Source organism: Roseburia sp. CLA-AA-H209, assembly GCF_020687575.1.
Lineage (GTDB): Bacteria > Bacillota > Clostridia > Lachnospirales > Lachnospiraceae > Roseburia_C > Roseburia_C amylophila.
In genome coordinates this window covers 1-21784 of sequence record NZ_JAJEQU010000007.1, presented here as the reverse complement: position 1 = coordinate 21784, position 21784 = coordinate 1, and the positions used below count along the sequence as shown (strand labels likewise).

The window sequence follows — 21784 nt, the reverse complement described above, 5'->3', positions numbered from 1 at the left end:
TCATTAGAATCGCATCAAATGGAAAGGAGTTACTTATGGAAATCTTACGAGCTGAAGATCTCACCAAAATCTATGGAACAGGAGAAAATCAGGTGGTTGCCCTAGACCACGTTTCTTTTTCTGTCAACAAAGGCGAATTTCTCGCTATCATCGGGCCATCCGGTTCCGGCAAATCCACACTGCTTCACATTTTAGGCGGTGTCGATACACCAACCTCCGGCAAAGTCTATATGGAGGGCACTGATGTCTATGCGCAAAAGGAGGAACAGCTTGCCATCTTCCGCAGACGGCAGGTCGGGCTGATTTATCAGTTCTATAATCTGATTCCGGTGCTGAATGTCGTTGAAAATATGACACTTCCTGTCCGCATGGATGGACGCCCGGTCAACAAAGAGCATTTAAATGAACTGCTGGAAATTCTCTCTTTAAAAGGACGGGAAAATCATCTTCCAAACCAGCTTTCCGGCGGTCAGCAGCAGCGTGTCTCCATCGGTCGTGCATTAATGAACGCTCCTGCTGTGGTTTTAGCCGATGAACCTACCGGAAACTTAGATTCCAAAAACAGCCAGGAAATTGTGGAACTCTTAAAATATTCCAACCAGAAATTTAACCAGACCTTAATTGTCATTACCCATGATGAAAACATTGCCCTTCAGGCAGACCGCATCATTGCCATTGAAGACGGCAAAATTACACGGGATGAGGTGATTCGTGCATGAATATCTTCCACAAAATCACACTCACCAACTTAAAGAAGAATAAAACCCGTACCATCGTCACGATTATCGGAATTATTCTTTCTACTGCCATGTTTACCGCAGTTACCAGCAGCATCAGCTCTCTTCATGCATTTATGAAGGAATATACCATTGATACCGAAGGAAGCTGGCAGGGTGCCGCTTTTCGTGTCACCCAATCAGAGTCAAAAGATTTTCTCTCCCATGATGAAATCGACTCTTCTGTTTCTTTAAAATATATTGGATATGCCGATCTTAAAGATTCCGCCAACCAATACAAACCATACCTTTATATCTGCGGTGTAACGGATGATGTTACTACTCTTCTTCCGGTACACATCACGAAAGGACGGATGCCGGAAAACGATTCTGAACTTCTGCTTCCAGAGCACCTTGCCTATGACGGAGGCATTGCTTATAACTTAAATGATGAAATTACACTGGATGTCGGAGAACGTGTCAATGAAGAAGGTTTTGTTTTAGATAATAACACTTCACTGCTTGGTAATAAGTCAGAAAAAACAAAAGACGGAAAAGTAATTCCGTTAGAATCCATTACAAATACGGAGTCAAAAACTTATCAGGTGGTAGGTTTTTACAGCAGACCTTCCTTTGAAAGCTTTCATGCTCCGGGTTATACAGCACTGACTCTCTCTTCTGCCCGGACATCCTATCAGGATATCTACTTCTGTCTTTATAACAGCAAAGATGTATCCAGTTTTTTAGAGCAGAATGCACCATATTCTTATACCATGAACTATGATTTACTGCGGCTTGACGGAGCATCCATGGAGGATTCCTTAAACCGCACCGTCACCAGTCTCGCAGTTATTTTGATTGCAATTATCGTACTTGGGTCTATCTCACTGATTTATAATGCATTTTCCATTTCTATCAGTGAACGAACCAGACAATTTGGTCTGCTTTCATCCCTTGGTGCAACCAGACACCAGATGATTCACAGCATCCTGTTTGAAGCGGCTTTCCTGTGTCTTATCGGTATTCCGCTTGGAATCTTCTTCGGTTTAGTTGGAATTGGCATTACCTTCTATTTCACTGGTGATACTCTTGCCATACTGTACCGAAGTGACACCACACTGCACCTGACCCTGCAGCCATCCGTTGCCGGAATTGTGATTGCCGTCATCCTCGCTTTTATTACGGTATTGATTTCTGCTTACCTGCCGGCACGGAAATCCATGAAGTTATCTGCTTTAGAAGCCATCCGGCAGACCAGTGATATTAACATCAGTTCCAAAAAAGTGCATACATTTCCACTTACGGAAAAATTATTTGGCTTTGAAGGAATGCTTGCTGCAAAAAACTATAAACGAAGCCGCAGCAAATACCGTGCTACTGTTATCTCACTTTTCTTAAGTATTGTACTGTTTATTTCTGCCAGCAGCTTTTGTGCTTATCTGACACGTTCCGCCGGCAGCATTTATAACGGAAACGGCTATGAACTTTCCTGCACGATATATTCCGAAAATAACTATGACCCGGATACGCTTTTAACAAAAATCCGTGCTTTAGATGGTGTAGATAAGGCTTCTTACGGTGCCAGCTTCGCTGCCTGCTTTACAGTAGCCAAAGAAGACTGTTCGAAAGAATTTGAAAGTTTCTATTCTGATTATGAACAGGCTTATTACAGCAATACACTCCCGGCAGATGACTCCTACGAGCTTACCGCTTTGATTTATTTTGTGGAGGATTATTTATTTGAAGATTATTTAAAAGAAATCGGTGAAAATCCTTCCGATTATCAGAATTCTGATCATCCAACGGGTGTATTGATAGACCGGCTTCATGTATTCAATGACAAATACTATGACATTAATATTTTCGCCAATCCTTCTTCGCAGGATATTGTATTATCCGCTTTAGACGAAGATGTGAAAAATACCTGCACCGTCACCGCTGGTGCTTTCAGTGATACAATTCCTTTCGGTGTCAGTGCTCCTTCCGATTATGCGAAATTTATTTTCCCATATTCCTGTAAGGATATTCTCTGGCAGGCACTCAGCCAGAACCCGGATAGTTCACTGGAAAATTCATACTATATAAAAACAGATAACCACAAACAGGTACAGACAGATTTAAATACGCTCTTTGACAGTGAAAATATTTCAGCTGATATCTATGACTATATGGATTCCATTGAAAATGAGCGTGCCATAATTACCGTTATCAATATTTTCTCTTATGGATTTATTACATTGATTTCGCTGATAGCGGCAGCCAATGTATTTAACACAATTTCTACCAATATTATTTTACGGAAACGTGAATTTGCCATGTTAAAATCCATCGGTCTTTCTCCGAAAGGCTTCCGCAAAATGATGCAGTTTGAATGTCTGCTCTATGGCTGCAAAGGGCTTCTTTACGGACTTCCGGTTTCCATCGGAATCACCTGGCTTATTTATCAGGCAGTCAGTGATGGCATTGACTTTGGTTTCTTTATTCCATGGTACAGCTTCGTGATTGCTATTGGCAGTGTATTTACAGTGGTTGCTGCAACTATGATTTATTCCATGCGTAAGCTTTCTTCTGAAAATACCATGGATGCATTAAAAAATGAAAATTTATAAAATCTCTTTTTCTTTCAGATTATAAAAGGTAAAATCACCGGTATTTAAAAGCATTCCATTGGAATCCATAATTTCAAATGATACTACCGTAATATTTCTTCCGGGTTTTACCACTTTGGCGGTGCATGTAACATATTCTGTTGCACGCGCCGCTTTTAAATAGCGGATCTGTCCGTCCACAGTAGTCACATAATATCCATAGGTTCCTGCCGCAATTCCGCATATGGTATCCACTGCCGAATACAGTACTCCACCATGCAAATCTCCATAGATATTTGTAAACTCTTTTTTGAATGGCAGTTCTGCCTTTACCCTTCCAAGCTCTGCCTCTTTTATCTTCATCTGCAGCAGACTTCCAAAGGGATTCTGCTCTAATAATTTCTGGCATTCTTCTATTGTAATTTTATTTTCGTTTTGCATTAGATTCCTCTTTTCTTACATGTATCTTTTATCCTTTATTTGTACCCATTTTGTGCTCATTTATGTTTTTTGTCAATGAAACAATCTATCTGACTTTTCGGATTGCCAAATCCCCATCCTATGATGTAATATATTTTGTATGGTGTATATTAAGAATTTTTCTCACCATACACTTACGCATCAAGGAGGTATCTTTATGGATCCAAAGAAACAATTTTATGAAACACTCGCTACGTCCATGATTGAAAAATTCAAGAAAAGACAGATTGACGCATATTACTGTGCCACCAAAGAAGAAGCCGTTGCACTTGCCACTTCCATGCTGCCGACACAGGCAACCGTTGGTTTTGGCGGTTCCATGACTTTAACCGAAAGTGGTATGATGGCTGCTCTGCAAAATAAGACTGACATCACACTTTATGACAGAAGCAAAGCTGCCACACCGGAAGAAACAACTGCAATTTATCATCAGTGTCTGAATGCAGATTATTATTTTATGAGTTCCAATGCAATCACTTCTGACGGACAGCTTGTCAATATTGACGGAAATGGCAACCGGGTTGCAGCACTCATCTATGGCCCGAAGGAAGTCATCGTTATGGCCGGTATGAATAAGGTTGTAAAAACAGTTGACGAAGCTCTTGACCGGGTACATAATACTGCTACTCCTGCCAACTGCATCCGTCTTAATAAGAAAACACCATGTGCACTCACCGGAATGTGCGCAGACTGCCTCTCACCGGAGTGTATCTGCAATCAGGTTGTTATCACAAGAAGAAGTGGTATTCCGGGAAGAATTAAAGTAATTCTCATCGGAGAAGAATTAGGATATTAATGCGATTTCATCAAAAATCCGCATACCAGATATACTCTGATATGCGGATTTTTATTTTATCCTATGCTCCTGCTGTAAATGTCGGCAGTTTCTCAACGACTTCCTGCAACGGACTCCAGTTCATCAGTTCTTCCTTTTCATCCTCTCTCTTGAAAGAAATCCCATTTTTCTTTTTCTGTTTTCTCTTTTCTGCACTTTCCTGAGTTCCCGGCAGTCTGCTATAGGCACCGGATTTATGAAATTCATCTGACACTCTGTTTACCGCAGCCACAATATATTCCTTATCCGGGTCATCGTCCGATATACCGGAAACAGCGGTGGAAACAATACGATTTGCTTCTTCTTTGCTCTTTGCAGCTTTCAGTTCTTTCTCCACTTCCTCTGCAATCATCTGAACACGTATTGCATGGGCATAGGCAATGGGGTCATTTCTTTGAAGCCAGGAAAGTTCTTCTTTGGTCAGTTTCTTTCCTGCCTCTAATTTCCGCTTGATTTTTGCCATTTTTTCCTGCTTTGCTTCTTCACTTTCTTCTGCCACATTATTATCATAAATGCATTTCAGCATATACTGCGGCAATTCCTCCACCGTAGATACCTTCTTTGTATCCTGCTCCGTATTGGAAAATAAATTCAGTCTGACTGCCATCGCATCTCCTCCTGATTTCGTAATCTGTTCCTTGCATTTTATCTTACACTTATATATCGGAATATTTCTTCTTTTTCCATAGTCATTTGTAAATGCTTGACAGCAAGTAGCGAGAAACACGCTTTGCGAGTTTCTCGAGTAAAAAAAGACATCCGCACAGGCATTTTCCCGGATACGAATGTCTTTTCTGGTTACTTTTCATGATACTTTTCTATTTCTTTATTTCCAAGTTCCTTTTCAACTTCCTATCTGTCCCACTTATCTGCCAAAGAATTAATCTGGTCAGCAAATTTCGCAAGTTCTTTATTTGGGATACCTTCATTCTTCTGAATGACACTAAGCAGCCTCTGACCCGCCGCCAGCAGTCTTGCAAACACATTAGAGGATGCCTTTGCCGGTTTGTCTTTCTTCTTTTCAACCAGTTCACGGTTTCCTTCATGAACACAGACATTTTCTAATAAGTCATAGGTATCACCACTATATGGTGCAACCGCCTGATAGCCTAATTCCGTATGCAGATGCTCTGCAAATTCATCACAGACCTTATCCTCACCATGTACCACAAAGACACGCTTTGGTGGATTTTTAAATGCTGATGCCCATTTTGTCAGCATATCACGGTCTGCATGGCCACTGATACCAGGAAGATTTAAAATTTCTGCATGTACCTGAATATTTTCACCGAAAAGTTTTACTTCTTTGGCTCCATTCAAAAGTGCATGACCCAAGGTTCCAGGTACCTGATATCCTACAAACAGAATCGTGCTTTCCGGTCTCCACAAATTATGTTTTAAATGATGGCGGATACGGCCAGCCTCACACATACCGGAAGCAGAAATGATAACCAATGGTTTCTTGCTGAAGTTAATCATTTTGGATTCATCACTGGTAACAGACGTTTTCAGTCCCGGGAATCCAATCGGATTAATACCCTGCTCCACTAATTTCTTTGCTTCATCAGAGAAGCAGTCCTCTACACTCTTATGGAAAATATTTGTTGCCTCCACAGCCAGCGGGCTGTCGATATAGGCCTCAAAATCTTCAAACTCCGGCAGCAGATGTTCTGTCTTAATCCGTCGCAGATGATATAGCATTTCCTGTGTACGACCTACAGAAAATGCCGGAATGACAAGATTACCACCTCTTGCAAATGTCCGCTTAATTACTGCCGCAAGTTCCGGTGCATAATCCGGCGGATCTGCATGTATCCGGTCACCATAAGTTGATTCAATCAATACATAATCTGCTTCATCGATAAACTGCGGATTTTTAATCAATGGCTTATTGCCATGACCGATATCTCCGGAAAATACAATTTTCACGGTCTTATCTTCTTCTGTCAGCCATACCTCAATGCTGGATGAACCAAGAAGATGTCCTGCATCTACAAACCGGATTTTTACTCCATCACAGATTTCAATGATTTTATTGTAATCACATGGTACAAAATGCTCTAAAACCCCCTGTGCATCATCCATATCGTAAAGAGGCACTACTTCCGGTAATCCGGCTCTCCTAGCCTTACGGTTTCTCCACTCTGCTTCAAACATCTGGATGTGTGCACTGTCCTTTAACATGATATTACAAAGTTCGCTGGTTGCTGTTGTCGCAAATATCTGTCCCCGGAATCCATGACTATACAGCAATGGAAGTAAGCCTGAATGGTCGATATGGGCATGTGTTACAAACACATAATCAATATTGGATGCATTCACCGGAATCTCCTGATTCACATATAAATCCGGTCCCTGCTCCATACCACAATCCACCAGTATCCGCTTATCCTGACATTGCAGAAAATGACAACTTCCAGTTACTTCATGTGCAGCCCCTAAAAACTCCAATAACATAATACCATCTCCTCGCCATCTCTTTATTGTCGAACTTATGATAGTATTATTTTATCATATTGGACAAAAAATGTATACATTTTATTCGTTTTTTATTCAAATCGCACAATTTCTTTTTTCAATCGTTTCATAATCTTTTTCTCCAGCCTGGAAATATAGGACTGGGAAATTCCTAATAAATCCGCCACCTCTTTCTGGGTCAGTTCATTATCATTTTTCGAATTGATGCCAAACCGCAGTTCAATAATCGTCCGCTCCCTGCCGCTTAAATGCTCAATTGCTTTATTCAAAAGCTTCTTTTCAACCTCAGTCTCAATATCCCGGTAAATGACATCTTCATCTGTTCCTAAAATATCCGAAAGTAGTAATTCATTTCCGTCCCAGTCCACATTTAACGGCTCATCAATGGATACCTCTAATTTCGTCTTATTATTTCTACGCAGATACATCAGAATTTCATTTTCAATACATCGGGAGGCATAGGTTGCAAGCTTGATATTTTTTTCCGGATTAAAAGTATTAATTGCCTTGATTAATCCGATGGTTCCAATAGAAATCAAATCCTCCACTCCTACTCCCGTATTGTCAAATTTCTTCGCTATGTATACTACAAGCCTCAGATTGTGCTCGATTAATTTCTTTCTTGCAGTCTCACTCTGCTCCTTCACCAATTGTCCGATACATTCCATTTCCTCTTTCGCCGGAAGCGGTGGCGGCAGCACTTCTGCCCCTCCGATATAGTGAATCTCCGTCTCCTTACGAAGCAGCATATCTTTTAAACTACGCACAATGCGAAACTGAAAATGCTCCGGTATATCTACTTTTAAATACATTACAACTCCTCTTTCCTCTCTTATTCACATTCCATCCTATAGCAGATGGCAATTTAAAATCATCTGATATTCCTTCTTTTGAAACAACGATGGACTTCCAAGTGCAATCACCGCCTGTAAAATCTGCCGCTCTTTTTTTCCTTCTTTAATATAAAGTTCTTCTACGGTAAGTGCTTCTACCAAGCCGTTTTTCTCTCCCATACTGCTAAACGGCAACAGTCGTACTACCGGCTCATCTTCCCGGAAAATCGGCATCAAAAGCTCTTTATCTATGATACTGACCGGTTTTCCCACATAGGGGTCGATCAGCAGATTTCCGGTATCATAATAGGCTTCTAACAGCAATTCATGTTCATGATAACAAAGACGCACCTGATAAAGATGCCGGCTTCTCTCCTTTCTGCTGCGCCATATTATGGATGCTGACACAGCAATTCCCGCCGTCAGCACCATTGCCAGATAAAAATGCCGCCCATAAAAAAGGCTCTTATTGAGCCACTGCATGCAGCCTCCTGTCAGAATCGAAAACAAAAAACAGCCAAGCCAGTTTTTTATCAGAAAAGCGACTCTTTGTGTCGTATGTTTCCTCGTAAAAAATGCAATCATAACCATGCCAAGCGGAACCGGTACATACATAATCAGCCGATACAATCTATAGGATGAAAGCATCAGAAAACAAATGACTCCCATACCACTTCCAAATAAGGCAGCAAGCAGTATCCTGCCCTTATGTATGAGATTCCGCAAAAAAATGCCTGTCAGGAACAGATTCAGCACATCCATCAGGAAATTATTGACAAAAAGAACATCTAAATATATCTCATAAATACATGCCACCTCCCTTCCTTTCCTGCATTATACAAACTTTCCTCTGCATATTTTGTCAAAACAGATGCCGCCATTCTTTCATTTCATTGACAGAATCCGACTGCCCGGCAGGGAAGTTGCAAAAGAAACGTAATGCACTCTGCAAATCTTACCTACAGAAACTGCCACCGGCAGCTTCTTACGGATGCCTGACAACGCAAAAAAACGCTTAGAACAATGGCTGTCACCAGTATCTGGTACATTTCAAATGTTCTAAGCGTCGTATCATATAGGAACTTCAAATTCCTTTTCTACTCTTACACTATAATTTTATTGCTATCCTTTTCAAAATGATAGTTCTTATTTTTTGGTACTCTTTAAGAACTCCGGAATTTTAATATCCTTCTCATGAACAGTGCTTTCCGGTCTCTTTGGTTTGGTAATTCCAATAAATGGAGAAGCTGCCGGAGCCGGCTGCTGTGCAGCAGTCTGTCCCAGAGTAGATGTTGCTCCGAAACTGCTGTTGGTTGTAACATTAGCAGTACGGTTTACAAGTCCGGAATTAATGACCGGTCTGGTGGTTGCTGCTGTATTTGGATATTTCAATCCGGACATAAGATTAGAAGATGCAGTGGTTTTTGCTGCATTCTCTTCCAGTCCTGTTGCAATTACAGTAATCGTTGCAGCATCTGTCATAGTCTCATCATATTTTGCACCAAAGATAATATTTGCATTATCGCCAGCAAGATCTTCTACATAGCTTGCTGCATCATTGGCATCCATAAGAGAAATATCACCGGAAATATTGATAATAACATGGCTTGCTCCATTGATAGTTGTCTCGAGTAATGGACTGGTAACAGCCAGTTTGACTGCCTCAATTGCCTTATCATCACCCTTAGCCATACCGATACCGATATGTGCAAGACCCTTGTCCTTCATAACAGTCTGAACATCTGCAAAGTCAAGGTTAATCAATGCCGGCATATTAATCAAGTCTGTGATTCCCTGAACTGCCTGCTGAAGCACCTCATCTGCCTTCTTTAATGCATCCGGGAAGGTTGTTCTGCGGTCTACAATCTCTAATAATTTATCATTTGGAATTACAATCAAGGTATCTACATTCTCACGAAGCTTGTCAACACCGCTTAAAGCATTTACCATTCTTGCTTTTGCTTCAAATTTAAATGGCTTAGTTACAACACCAACGGTAAGAATTCCCTGATCCTTTGCAATCTTTGCCACAACAGGAGCTGCTCCTGTACCGGTTCCGCCACCCATACCACAGGTTACGAATACCATATCTGCACCTTCAATAGCTGCTGACAGTTCTTCCATACTCTCTTCTGCAGCTTTGGCTCCAACCTCTGGCTGTGCTCCTGCTCCAAGTCCTTTGGTAAGCTTCTCACCAATCTGAATCAACGTAGGTGCTTTACATAAAAGTAATGCCTGTTTATCGGTATTTACTCCAACAAACTCAACACCACCAATATTTTCATCAATCATTCTATTTACTGCATTATTACCTGCGCCACCAACACCAATTACAATAATTTTAGCACTGGATTCTGCTTCTGTTGTTTTAATTTCAAGCAAGGTAGTTCCTCCTTCTCTCCCTCATTCTATATGTAATTTATGAGAAATCTGCTTTACAGATTTCTCATAAAAAGTATGCTTTTATTTACTCATATACTCTATCATATAATTTTTCGTAAAAATAATCAACCTATATTTTCTGTTTTTTTGAAAAAATTACGCCGTCTTTTCAAAAGTAATATCTGTGGTATCTTCTGTCCAGTCTTCCAGATGAAGAATGCCTGTAAGTCCTTCCAGATTTGGCATGATTTTCTCCATACGAACTACTTTTTCCGTAAGGCTGGTTGCCTGTCCAAGATTCACCGTAATCGTTCCGTACTGCAGGGTTACATTTCCCTGGTCATCATAATTGATGGTATCCGGAACCAGATTATACTTCTTTAAGGTCTGGGTTACTGCCAGCAAATCCTTTAGGGTATCTTTTCCGCTTACGTCAAGCTTTTCATAAAGTACTGCATCCCCACAAGTCAGTCCGGTAATCTGCGGTACTCCTTCGATGACATCTGTAGACATTTCCACTACAAAACCATCTTTGTCAAAATAGACATTCTGTCCCAGAGAATCCATATATAAGTAGCCCAGCAGTCCTTTTTCATATACTTCTACATGAAGGGTATGCGGTGATTTGACACTCACCTCCATCGTATCAATAAACGGAACTTCCTGTGTATCAAAGAAACGATATTTAAAATATACATATAATGTATTCCAGGAATAGTCATCATTTAAGACCCATTCCTTAATCTGCTCATCACTGTATAATTTATTGCCTTCTACTTCGACATTTTTTACGGTAAATACCTTGATTACAATGAGTGCTGCCAGTGCCAGAATCAACAGTGTAGTCAGAAATCCAATCAGGATATGTTTTCTTCTTCTCTTCTTTCTGCGCTCTTCTCGTATCATATCCTATCCCTCCAACTGAATTCCTCTGGAAACACTTAACGCAAGTCCCATTTCTGCTAAGAGGAATGATGCCGAAGTACCACCATAACTGATAAAAGGAAGTGTGATACCGGTATTTGGAATACTGTTGGTTACAACGGCGATATTAAGGATTACCTGAATGGCAATGTGAGCCATAATACCAACCACCAGCAATGCACCATATAAATCTTTCGCATTATTGGCAATTACCATAAAACGCCACAGCATTAAGATAAACAGCAAAATCAGGCAGATTGCTCCGAATAATCCAAGTTCCTCACAGATGATGGAAAATACCATATCATTCTGTGCTTCCGGTACGAACCCAAGCTTCTGCATACTGGCACCAAGTCCTTTTCCAAAAAGTCCTCCAGAACCAATGGCGTATAAGCCCTGCATGGTCTGATAACCTTTATCATAATTCTCTGGATGGAGCCAGATTTTGATACGTTCTGCACGATAGCTTGCCAGTACAATAAAGACTGCTCCGAAAGCGAATACTGCGATTGCCATTCCCACAAACTGCGCATATTTCGGGCTTGCCACGAACGCCATTGCCACTGCGATACCCACAATGATAATCGCGGTACTTAAGTTCGTATAAGCAACCGGTCCAACCAGCGGAAGCAGTAAAACCATTACCTTCATCAGTTCCTTCAGATTGCCAATCTTCTTTTGCATGCGGCTGATTACCGTTGCAAGAAAAATAACGACAGCAAGCTTTGCAAACTCAGATGGCTGGAAAGAAAGCGGACCAAGGCGGAACCATCTGGTAGAACCATTTCCATTCGATCCTAAAAAGATAACGGAAACGCACAGTAAAAATGCGCCTATGTATGCCACACCATACAGCCTCTTCCACACATGATAATCAATCTTGGAAATCACAAACATGGCAGCAAATCCAAGGCAGCATGCAAATGCCTGCCGCTTTAGATAATGAGTTCCATCGCCATACTCAATCTGTGCATTATAAGAACTGGTGCTGTACAGCATAACCAGACCAAAACACACTAAGAAAATAATAACAAACAAAAGTGTATAGTCAAAATATTTAATTGTCTTTTCTTTTGTGCCTGATTTTCTTCCCGGTCTGCGGCCCATAAATCACTACTCCTTTAAATTGCGCACCAAATCCTTAAATATTCTTCCTCGTTCTTCGTAGCTTTTAAACATATCCCAGCTTGCACATGCCGGTGATAATAATACGGCATCACCGGAAACCGCATTGTCATAGCAGATATTTACGGCCTCTTCGAGACTGTCTGCGAATACATAATCTGTAAATCCATGTCTCTTTGCACAGTCTGCAATCTTCTCTTTTGTTACTCCGATTAATACTAATTTCTTTACTTTACCATCGAAGCTTTCTATCCATTCATCATATTCAGACTGCTTATCATAGCCACCGCCAATGAGAAGTGTCGGACGGTTCATTGCCTGAATTCCCTTAATTGCTGCATCCGGGTTTGTTCCCTTTGAATCGTTATAGAATTTTACGCCACGTTTCTCTGTAACATATTCAATTCTATGCTCTACTGCCTGGAACTCACGCAGTGTTTTTACAATGACATCCATCGGTACTCCGATACTTATGGTCATGGCAACTGCCGCCATAACATTTTCATAATTATGGGTTCCAAGAATATTTAGCTCATTGACATCAATGACTTCTTCCTCTTTGCCCTCAGAGACATAAATAATCTTCTCACCATTTAAATAACATCCATTCTGTACCGGCTTTTTACTGTCAAACCAGAGCACTTTCATGGATAAGGATTCCCCAAATTTGCGAAGTACTTCATCCTCATAATTTAAGACGCAGACATCGTTTGCTTTCTGATTCTTTGTAATATCCTCTTTTGCCTTAATATAATTTTCCATGGTATGATGACGGTTCAGATGATCCGGTGTAATATTTAAAATAGCAGATACATCCGGAGCAAAATCTACAATTGTCTCTAACTGGAAGCTGCTGATTTCTGCTGCTGTTACCGTTTCTTCTGTGGTATCTGCCGCTACCGATGTATATGGAATTCCAATATTTCCTACGACTTTTACATCCTTAAAGTAATTGGATAAAATTTCTCCCACCAGTGTAGTGGTTGTCGTCTTGCCATTCGTTCCTGTAATTGCAAGGATTTTTCCTTTTGCCACCTGATAAGCAAGCTCAATCTCACCAATAATCGTAATTTTCTTATCACGCATGGCATTTACCAATGGTAAATCGGTTGGAACACCCGGACTTAACACAACAAAATCCAGTTTATCCATCACTTCTTCCGGAAGGGTGCCCACATAGATTTCTGCCTTGGCAAAGCTCTCCGATTTTTCTTTGATTTCTGCTACACTCTGCTTTTCATTTCCTTCAAAAACGAAAATATTCGCATTCTGTTTTTCTAACAGCTCTGCTGCAGCAATTCCACTTTTCCCAGAGCCAAATACCAGTACATTTTTCTCCTGAAATTCCATTTTATTCACTCCTGTCTCTTTATAATCCAATCAATGCAACCAGACATAAGATTGCTGTTACAATTGAAAATACTGCCACTACCCTGGTCTCTGACCATCCACCTAATTCAAAGTGGTGATGAATCGGAGCCATACGGAAAATTCTCTTTCCACCTGTTTTTTTAAAATAGGTTACCTGAATGATAACAGATAATACTTCTACCAGATAAATCAGTCCCACAATCAGAAGGAAAATTGGCATCTGAAGCATATATGCGGTAGCTGCCACAAATCCACCCAGTGCAAGAGAACCGGTATCTCCCATAAATACACTTGCCGGATATACATTAAACAGAAGGAAGCCCATCAATGCACCTACTACAGCACAGGTAATCGGTTCGATTCCGCTGTTGGTTCCCACTGCAACTACAGTAAAGAAGGTTGCTACGATAATGGTTACGCTGGTAGCAAGACCATCTAAGCCATCGGTAAAGTTGACTCCGTTTACAGTTCCGATTACTGCAAAATACATGACCGGAATTGCAAGCCAGCCAATATTCCAGTATTTTCCACCGGAAAATGGAAGCAGCATCGTAAGGGAAACATCTGAAAACTTCACCATGTATACCACAAAAACAGTGGTCACTACAAGCTGGCATAACATTTTCTGCCATGCAAGCAGTCCATCCGACCGTCTCAGTACAACCTTCAAATAATCATCTAAAAATCCAATTACGCCAAATCCTACTACCATAAAGAGAATCGGAATAATCTTCGGATAATCTTTTACATAAATCAGACTGGTTACAATAATACTTGCGATAATCATCAATCCACCCATGGTAGGGGTTCCCATTTTCTTCTGATGGGATTCAAGCTCTTTCCGCTCCGTCTGACCAACTTTCAATCTTCTTAAAAAAGGAATTACGACCGGTCCTAACAATGCACTCACTGCAAAAGCGATAATAACCGGAAGAATAACATGATACGTCATAACTGCACCTCTTTTTATTTTCTTTTTGTATATCATTTCAACTTATCTAGTATACGTTATTTAGAGCTTTCCTGCAAGATATCTCCCCAAAGTTTCACGGATTTTCCTGAATTTCCGCATCTTCTGTAACCGGTGCCTGCTCAATGCCAAGATATGGCAGAATATTGGAAAACAAATCCCGGCAGACCGGTGCTGCTATGGTTCCACCATAATAAACGCCTTGTGGATTATTGATAATAATTAAGGCAAGTACCTGCGGATCGTCAGCCGGAGCAAAGCCTAAAAAAGAAGAAATATACCTTTTTTCACTACGTGGAAGCGTCTGGGACGTTGCGGTTTTGCCGCCAATAGAAAAGCCTTCAAGAGCCGCATTCTTTCCACTGCCCTCAGATACTACTTTTTCCAGCAAATAGCGCATGGTGGCGGAAGTTTCTTCGCTTACAATATGTTCCTTTTGTCCGTAGACAAAAGTATGTGTCACTTCTCCTTCTGCATTTTTCGTCTCCACGCCAAAATGCGGCGTCACACGGTTTCCTCCATTTATAATAGAGGAAACCGTAGTTGCAAGCTGAATCGGTGTAATCTGGAAGGACTGCCCAAAGGACATGGTTGCAAGCTCCACCTGACCGATATTTTCTCTTTTATGCATAATAGTGGATGCTTCCCCTGGTAAATCTATATTTGTCCTGGATAATAAACCAAACTGTTCAAAATAATCGCAGAAGCGGTCGGAACCGATACGAAGTCCGATTTCTATGAATACCGGGTTGCAGGAATTCATAATGCCATGGGTAAAATCCTCTGCCCCATGCCCTCCCACTTTATGGCAGCGGATTCTCCTGTCCTCCACAATCTTATAGCCCGGACAGTTAAACTGGTCAGAAAGACTTACTTTTCCCTCTTCCAAGGCTGCGGATGCTGTTATTATCTTAAAAGTGGATCCCGGTTCATAAGTGTCATTGATGCACTGGTTTCTCCACATTTTATTTAAAGCATTCTGCTTCTCCTCTTCACTCAATTCCGTGTCAATCTCCGTATTTAAGGCAAACGGTTCATTCAAATTAAACTCCGGTTCATTTACCATGGCAAGGATTTCGCCATTCTGTGGATTCATCACAAGGATGCTGACACTGTCTGCCTGTTTTTCCTCCCGCACCTTTACTGCCGCCTGCGCTGCATACATCTGGATATTATAATCAAGACTTAAATAAAGGTCATCTCCTTCTACCGGCTCACTCCGCCGCTCTCCGGCATTTTTGATCTCTACGCCTCTGGCATCTGTCAATGTAAGTATCTTTCCATTGATGCCCTCCAGATATTCATCATATTTTACTTCTATTCCGATAATTCCCTGATTGTCCCCGCCAGTAAATCCGATTACTTTAGAAGCCAATTCATTATAAGGATAATACCGTTTATAATCTTCATCGATCTTCACGCCCGCCAGTTCATAAGATCGAATCGCATCTCCGGTTTCTTTCTCCACATTCATCTTAATCCGTTCAATGGAACTAACCTTCTCTACCCGCTTCCGCACTGTCTCTTCTGACATGCCAAGCTCTTTTGTTAAAACTGCAATTACCTTTTCCGGGTCTTCTATCTGGCTGTGAATCACAGAAATCGTACATACCGTCTTATTTTCTGCTAAAACCACACCATTTCTGTCATAAATATTTCCTCTTGCCGCCTTGATATCCCTTTCTCTTTCATGGAGGTTCTCCGCCCGGACCCCATAATATTCTGAACAGAATATCATAAGATACACCAGTCGTCCCATCAGAAATACCATCAGCAGTAATACTGCCACAAAAATAATCATAATTTTTCGTCGGTTAAAGGTTTTATTCCGATAGATGCAAAATCTGTTTTCTTCTTCCTCCTGCATTTTTTGCTGAAACATAAAAACATAACCTCATAAAAGCAGTTATTATAATCTATTACAACTTTTACAAGGTTATGTTGTTTTCTCTATTGTGCTACATCCTGTGGCTGTAAACCATCCTCCGGTGGTACTGTTTCCTCTGCAATATCCGGTGTCTGGTCTACCATAGAATCCTCCGGTGCAGAATCCGGAACATCTGTTGTTCCATCTGCCGGTGCTTCTGCCGGGTCTGTCTCTTCTGTTACAACAATGTCCTCATCCGGATAAATATTAAGATAAGGCAGTGTCTCTTCGAAAATTCCCTTTGCGATTTCCTGTGCAAAGGTACTGTGAAACTCTTCTTCTGCGTTTGGTTCGTCTACTACTACATATACCAAAAGCTGCGGATTGTCTACTGGTGCAAAACCAATAAAGGAAACCAGATAATTTCCCTGTCCTCGAGGAAGCTTCTGTGCTGTTCCGGTCTTTCCACCCATGGAGTATCCCGGCACTTTTGCATATTTTCCGGTACCATCGGAAACCGTTGCATAAAGATACTGTTTTAATAATTCACTGGTAGATGAAGACACTGTTTTCTTTAACAAGGTTCCATTGTCTTCCTGTATGACATTCCCATTTTCATCTGTTATTTTCTTTACCACATGTGGCTGATAATAGTTACCACCATTAATAATGGAACAAAAAGCACTTGCCACCTGTATCATGGTAACATTAAAGTTCTGTCCAAAGGAATTGGTAGCCAGGTTAATGGTGCTTAGCTGGTCTTCGGTATAAATTAAGGAATCGGTTCTTGCCTCTCCCGGTAAATCAATATTTGTCTTGGTACCAAAGCCGAAAATCTGCTGATACTTAGAGAAATTCTCAGGTCCGATATCATAAGACATCTGCATCAGGGCATCATTACAGGAATTCTTTAAGGCATCTTCTACTGTTTCAAGTCCATGTCCGTTGGTATTTACACAGTGAATGTCATGACCGGAAATCGTCTCGTATCCATCACAGATAAAAGTACGGTTCGGGTCTAAAGTTCCGGTATCCAGACCGCAGGCTACGGTAAAAGGTTTTACGGTAGAGCCCGGTTCATAAGTATAAGTAATGCAGAAATTAGACCATAACTGGTTTAAAGCATCCAGTTCTGCATCGTCATCCATAGCATCAATTTCTTCCTGGGTATAATAGGCAGACAAATCCCTTGGATTACTACTGTCATAATTTGGATAATTTGCCATGGCAAGCACTTCAGCATTCTGGGGGTTCATTACAATAACTCCCACATGTTTACTTCCAGCACCTTCTCTTGCTGCATCCCTGTATTCTTCTTCAAATGCAGCAATCTTATCTTCTACGATTTTCTGGATATTTGCATCAATGGTCAGTGTAACATCATTACCATTCTGGGCATCGATTACTGTCTTCTCAAAATTACTGTCGGAATTCAGATAACCATATTCTCTTCCGTTGGTTCCATTCAGAACACTGTTATAGGAATTTTCCACTCCATTCATTCCCAGATTACCGCTGGTAGTAAATCCTACTACCGCACTGGCCAGAGAACCATATGGATATTCTCTCTGGTATTCTTTTTCAAACCAGACTCCATTAATTTTTCCTTTTTTCTCTGCATCGCCGCTCTTCTTATCGGAAGCTTCCTTTTCTGCCGCCTGCATATCTTCAAACGCCCGAATCTCTTCATAGCTTAATTTCTTTGCCAGAACATTGTACTGGCTCTTTGGCTTATCCGTAATCAGATTACGTAAATCGGTTTCATTCAGCTGTGGGAAACAGGTTATCAGTGCATCGATGGTCGGGTCAATATCTGCCGAATCACTGTTTAATACCTTACAGTCTAATATCACATTGTATACATCCACGCTGGTTGCCAGTATCGTTCCCTTGCAGTCTGTAATATTTCCACGCTGATAAGGAATGACCGTACTGTCATATTTCTGCTGGGATAATACTTTCTTTTCGTATTTCTTTCCACTGGTGTGTTCAATATACATCAATCTTACAATTAATCCCAACAAAAGTAGTGCTATTATTACAAACAGCACTACAAGTTTCTTTTGCATTTTCTTACTAAATTTTGCTATTTTCTTTCCGCCGCGTCTCTTTCCTGCCATTTTACCACCACGTTTGTTTCCTACTTATTCGGAATATCCTCAAACTGATTCATATAATCTTCTTTATCAACCGTATAATGTATAATCTGGTCCGGTCCCGCATAGCTCATGCCAAGCTGGTTCATTGCTATATCCTTGATGGTTGAAAGATCTACTGCTGTCTCGATTCTTTTTTCTGCCGCATCATTATCTGCCTTTAATTCAGCCACCTGGCTTTCTAATGCAGAAATTGTCTTTAAATGCGTTGTAATTCCAGACTGCAGACGGATATACAGCACTGCTGCCACACACATAACCAGCAGCGATACAGATAAAAATGCCACATAACCCAAATCCATATGTGCTGACTTCTCCTGATTCTTCTGCGCCATACGTCTGTTGCGCTGTCTGATTTCCTCCCGCTGCTTTTCTTCCTGTTCTCTGCGGTAATCCGGTGCAGCTTCTAATTTACGGACAGTGTTTCCATCTATGTAAGTCTGTGTTCGATAATTTCTTCTTGTCTTCTCCATTTTCACGTCTCTCCCTAGTCATTGATATGCCGTTCAAATACTCTTAATTTTGCGCTTTTTGCTCTCGGATTCTCTTCCATTTCAGATTTCGTTGGAAGAATCGGTTTTCTAGTGATTACTTTTCCTTTTGGTTTTTTGCCACATACACACACCGGAAATTCTTTCGGACAGGTACATGGATTTTCATTTTTGCGAAAGATATTCTTTACAATTCTGTCTTCCAGGGAATGGAAGGTAATGATACAGATTCTTCCATCTTCCTCTAAAAGGTCTATCATCTCATCCAGGGTATCCGATAAGACTTCCAGCTCACGATTCAGTTCAATACGAATTGCCTGAAACGTTCTCTTTGCCGGATGTCCGCCAGTACTCTGCACTTTCATCGGTATGGATGCCCGGATAATTGCGGTCAGCTCTCCGGTTGTCTCAATTGGTTTCTTTGCCCGGGCTGCGACAATATGCTTTGCAATATTCTTTGCGAACCGGTCTTCCCCATAGTCTCTTATGATACGATACAGCTCTGATTCACTGTAATCATTTACAATATCTTTTGCCGTTAATGTCTGACGCTGATCCATTCTCATGTCCAGTGGTGCATCTTCTTCCCGGTAGGTAAATCCACGCTCCGGTGTATCTAACTGAAAGGAAGATACTCCCAGATCAAGAAGGATTCCATTTACCTTCGTCACTCCGATACGGTTCAATTCTTCTTTCATATTGCAGTAATTGCTGCGGATAATGGTTACTTTATCAGAATAATCCTTTAACCGCTCACTGGCTGCTGCAATTGCATCTTCGTCCTGGTCAATTCCTATCAGCCTTCCGTTCTCATTCAGCCTTTTTACAATTTCGGAAGAATGTCCCGCTCCACCGAGCGTTCCGTCTACATAAATTCCGTCCGGGCGAATATTCAGATTGTCTATGGTCTCATGCAAGAGAACCGATGTGTGTTTAAATTCCATGTTCACTCCTTTAGATACTCAAGCCAAGTTCTGCCATGTGTTCTGCAACTTCATCCATGTCATCATAAGTATTGGTATCCTGCCATCTGTTCTTGTCCCAAATCTCAATTCGCTTTAAGACTCCGACTGATACGACTTCTTTCTCTAATCCGGCAAATTCTCTTAACACTGCCGGAAGAAGAATTCTTCCCTGCTTGTCCACTTCACAGGTTGTTGCTCCTGCAAAGAAGAAACGTGAGAATTTTCTTGCATCTTTTGAGGTAAGTGGTACGTTGCGGAATTTTTCTTCAATGTTCTGCCATTCTTCATTTGGGTACACAAAAAGACACCCATCCAAACCCTTCGTTACTACAAACTCATCACCGAGCTGTTCTCTGAATTTGGAAGGAACAATCATTCTGCCCTTGGCGTCTATGTTGTGACTGTACTCTCCCATGAACATTGTCAAACACCTCAGTCCGGTTGCTATTTATCCACAAAGTTATCAACTTATCCACCACTTTGTGCCATTTTCAACCACTTTCCTCCACTTATGAATACATATTACCCCACTTTTGGGAAAAAATCAATATACTACACATAAAAATGCACAAAAAAAAGAAGCACATTTCTCAATGTACTTCTTTTCACTTACTCTTTACTTTTATCTTATTGGTACAAGTTCTTTTTGCTCACATAGCGATACATAGTTCTCAATCAGTCTGTCCACTTCCAGGCTCAGGTCATAGCATTCATCCATACTTTTCGCTCGTTCCAGTGCTTCATCCAGTCGGATTCTTGCACGTTCAATCGCAATGCGAAGTGCTTCCCTTTCATCCATAAGCATTTCTCCTATGCTGTGTCCCATCTCTGTGTTGTTCTTTGTAAATTCATTTTACTCTGCTCATCACCAAAAATCAAACAAAATATAACATCTTTTTTCGTCAATATTCGACAGCAAGCGGCATTTTTTCCTTATGCTGTGTTTTATAAAACAAATCGGCAATGGCCTCCACCAGCATCCGGTTGGTTGCTACTATATTCCGAATATCTGTTTCTATATTAATTTTTCTTCCAAGATACTGTTTATGCCTCTCTAAAATATATTCATACAGTGCCTCTGCATCAGAAAAATCAGCCTGCACTTTTTCCCCTGCTTCCATATTCCGGCTCATGATATAATTTTTAAGGCTTCGTTTCAATTGTTCTTCATAGGAACAATGATCCTTTAAGTTTCCCGGATAAATCTTGTTATGCGGATAAGTAAAATAATCAGCTACATAATGCGTTACCTGCCCGAGATTCATATAATACCGGCGTTTACGGGTCAGTTTTCCCTGCTGTTTACCAAAAATCAATTGATTCACCATCTTTTTCACATCCGGAAACGTCCCATTGATTTCATGTTTCTTATATACAAAAGATGGTTTGCAATCCGGCAGGATGCTGCCAATATAAAAAGACAGTCTATGTTTCTTAAGTTCTTCATCCTCTGTATTCTTTGCAATATAACGTGCCAGCAAAATATGTGATTTTTTTCTCATTTGCTTCCTCCTGTTTACCATCTAGGTAGTGTCAAAAGACTACCTCTTTTTTGTTCTAAAACCTTTATTTTAGGGAGTTTGCAAACAAAAAGAGCAATCCC

Annotated in this window: 20 protein-coding genes; 3 read left to right on the top strand and 17 right to left on the bottom strand. The window is 40.9% G+C overall.

Annotated elements, in window-relative coordinates; genetic code table 11:
* The first annotated feature begins 35 nt into the window (after positions 1-35).
* Positions 36-719: an ABC transporter ATP-binding protein gene (locus tag LKD41_RS08060; protein WP_227700889.1), complete on the top strand. Its 684-nt coding sequence runs from the start codon at positions 36-38 to the stop codon at positions 717-719.
* Positions 716-3325 carry an ABC transporter permease gene (locus LKD41_RS08055; RefSeq protein ID WP_227700888.1) on the top strand — a complete coding sequence of 870 codons (2610 nt, stop codon included), beginning with the start codon at positions 716-718 and terminating at the stop codon, positions 3323-3325. The genes LKD41_RS08060 and LKD41_RS08055 overlap by 4 nt, the downstream gene beginning before the upstream one ends.
* Here the strand turns inward: LKD41_RS08055 and LKD41_RS08050 are convergent.
* The gene (locus tag LKD41_RS08050; RefSeq protein WP_227700887.1) at positions 3320-3745 is read right to left on the bottom strand and encodes a PaaI family thioesterase; all 426 of its coding nucleotides are present in this window, start codon (positions 3743-3745) and stop codon (positions 3320-3322) included. The two genes, LKD41_RS08055 and LKD41_RS08050, sit on opposite strands and share 6 nt — an antisense overlap.
* 196 nt (positions 3746-3941) lie before the next feature.
* Here LKD41_RS08050 and LKD41_RS08045 point away from each other — a divergent pair, with 196 nt between their 5' ends.
* Positions 3942-4580 carry a lactate utilization protein gene (locus LKD41_RS08045; RefSeq protein WP_022243359.1) on the top strand — a complete coding sequence of 213 codons (639 nt, stop codon included), beginning with the start codon at positions 3942-3944 and terminating at the stop codon, positions 4578-4580.
* A gap of 61 nt (positions 4581-4641) precedes the next feature.
* On the opposite strand, the gene LKD41_RS08040 is transcribed toward LKD41_RS08045, so the two are convergent.
* The 16 genes from LKD41_RS08040 to LKD41_RS07965 form a co-directional block, all read right to left on the bottom strand.
* Complete coding sequence (locus LKD41_RS08040) at positions 4642-5226, bottom strand: hypothetical protein (protein ID WP_227700886.1); 585 nt, start codon at positions 5224-5226, stop codon at positions 4642-4644.
* Between the two features lie 245 nt (positions 5227-5471).
* Positions 5472-7076, bottom strand: coding sequence for an MBL fold metallo-hydrolase RNA specificity domain-containing protein (locus LKD41_RS08035; protein WP_227700885.1), 1605 nt, complete (start codon positions 7074-7076; stop codon positions 5472-5474).
* 92 nt (positions 7077-7168) lie between these two features.
* The gene (gene sigE, locus LKD41_RS08030; protein WP_022243362.1) at positions 7169-7909 is read right to left on the bottom strand and encodes an RNA polymerase sporulation sigma factor SigE; all 741 of its coding nucleotides are present in this window, start codon (positions 7907-7909) and stop codon (positions 7169-7171) included.
* 36 nt (positions 7910-7945) lie between these two features.
* On the bottom strand, positions 7946-8746 hold the full coding sequence (locus LKD41_RS08025; protein ID WP_117947022.1) for a sigma-E processing peptidase SpoIIGA: 801 nt from the start codon (positions 8744-8746) through the stop codon (positions 7946-7948).
* A 330-nt stretch (positions 8747-9076) separates the two neighbouring features.
* Positions 9077-10312: a cell division protein FtsZ gene (gene ftsZ / locus LKD41_RS08020; protein WP_022243364.1), complete on the bottom strand. Its 1236-nt coding sequence runs from the start codon at positions 10310-10312 to the stop codon at positions 9077-9079.
* Positions 10313-10468: 156 nt separating this feature from the next.
* Entirely contained in the window at positions 10469-11218 is a 750-nt protein-coding gene (locus LKD41_RS08015; RefSeq protein ID WP_022243365.1) for a cell division protein FtsQ/DivIB, read from the bottom strand.
* 3 nt (positions 11219-11221) lie between these two features.
* A complete protein-coding gene (gene ftsW / locus LKD41_RS08010; protein WP_022243366.1) occupies positions 11222-12343 on the bottom strand; it encodes a putative lipid II flippase FtsW in 1122 nt (373 codons plus the stop codon).
* 6 nt (positions 12344-12349) lie between these two features.
* Entirely contained in the window at positions 12350-13711 is a 1362-nt protein-coding gene (gene murD, locus LKD41_RS08005) for a UDP-N-acetylmuramoyl-L-alanine--D-glutamate ligase (RefSeq protein ID WP_227700884.1), read from the bottom strand.
* A 19-nt stretch (positions 13712-13730) separates the two neighbouring features.
* Positions 13731-14684: a phospho-N-acetylmuramoyl-pentapeptide-transferase gene (mraY, locus tag LKD41_RS08000; protein WP_117698314.1), complete on the bottom strand. Its 954-nt coding sequence runs from the start codon at positions 14682-14684 to the stop codon at positions 13731-13733.
* Between the two features lie 94 nt (positions 14685-14778).
* On the bottom strand, positions 14779-16584 hold the full coding sequence (locus tag LKD41_RS07995; protein ID WP_227700883.1) for a peptidoglycan D,D-transpeptidase FtsI family protein: 1806 nt from the start codon (positions 16582-16584) through the stop codon (positions 14779-14781).
* Between the two features lie 68 nt (positions 16585-16652).
* A complete protein-coding gene (locus LKD41_RS07990; protein WP_022243370.1) occupies positions 16653-18689 on the bottom strand; it encodes a peptidoglycan D,D-transpeptidase FtsI family protein in 2037 nt (678 codons plus the stop codon).
* A 20-nt stretch (positions 18690-18709) separates the two neighbouring features.
* Positions 18710-19198, bottom strand: coding sequence for a hypothetical protein (locus LKD41_RS07985; RefSeq protein WP_022243371.1), 489 nt, complete (start codon positions 19196-19198; stop codon positions 18710-18712).
* Positions 19199-19212: 14 nt separating this feature from the next.
* Positions 19213-20160: a 16S rRNA (cytosine(1402)-N(4))-methyltransferase RsmH gene (gene rsmH / locus LKD41_RS07980; RefSeq protein ID WP_022243372.1), complete on the bottom strand. Its 948-nt coding sequence runs from the start codon at positions 20158-20160 to the stop codon at positions 19213-19215.
* A 10-nt stretch (positions 20161-20170) separates the two neighbouring features.
* Entirely contained in the window at positions 20171-20602 is a 432-nt protein-coding gene (mraZ, locus tag LKD41_RS07975) for a division/cell wall cluster transcriptional repressor MraZ (RefSeq protein ID WP_022243373.1), read from the bottom strand.
* 201 nt (positions 20603-20803) lie between these two features.
* Entirely contained in the window at positions 20804-20980 is a 177-nt protein-coding gene (locus LKD41_RS07970) for a hypothetical protein (RefSeq protein WP_022243374.1), read from the bottom strand.
* Positions 20981-21083: 103 nt separating this feature from the next.
* Positions 21084-21683 (bottom strand): zinc dependent phospholipase C family protein, encoded by a 600-nt coding sequence (locus LKD41_RS07965; RefSeq protein ID WP_022243375.1) that lies wholly within the window; start codon positions 21681-21683, stop codon positions 21084-21086.
* Positions 21684-21784: the final 101 nt, after the last annotated feature.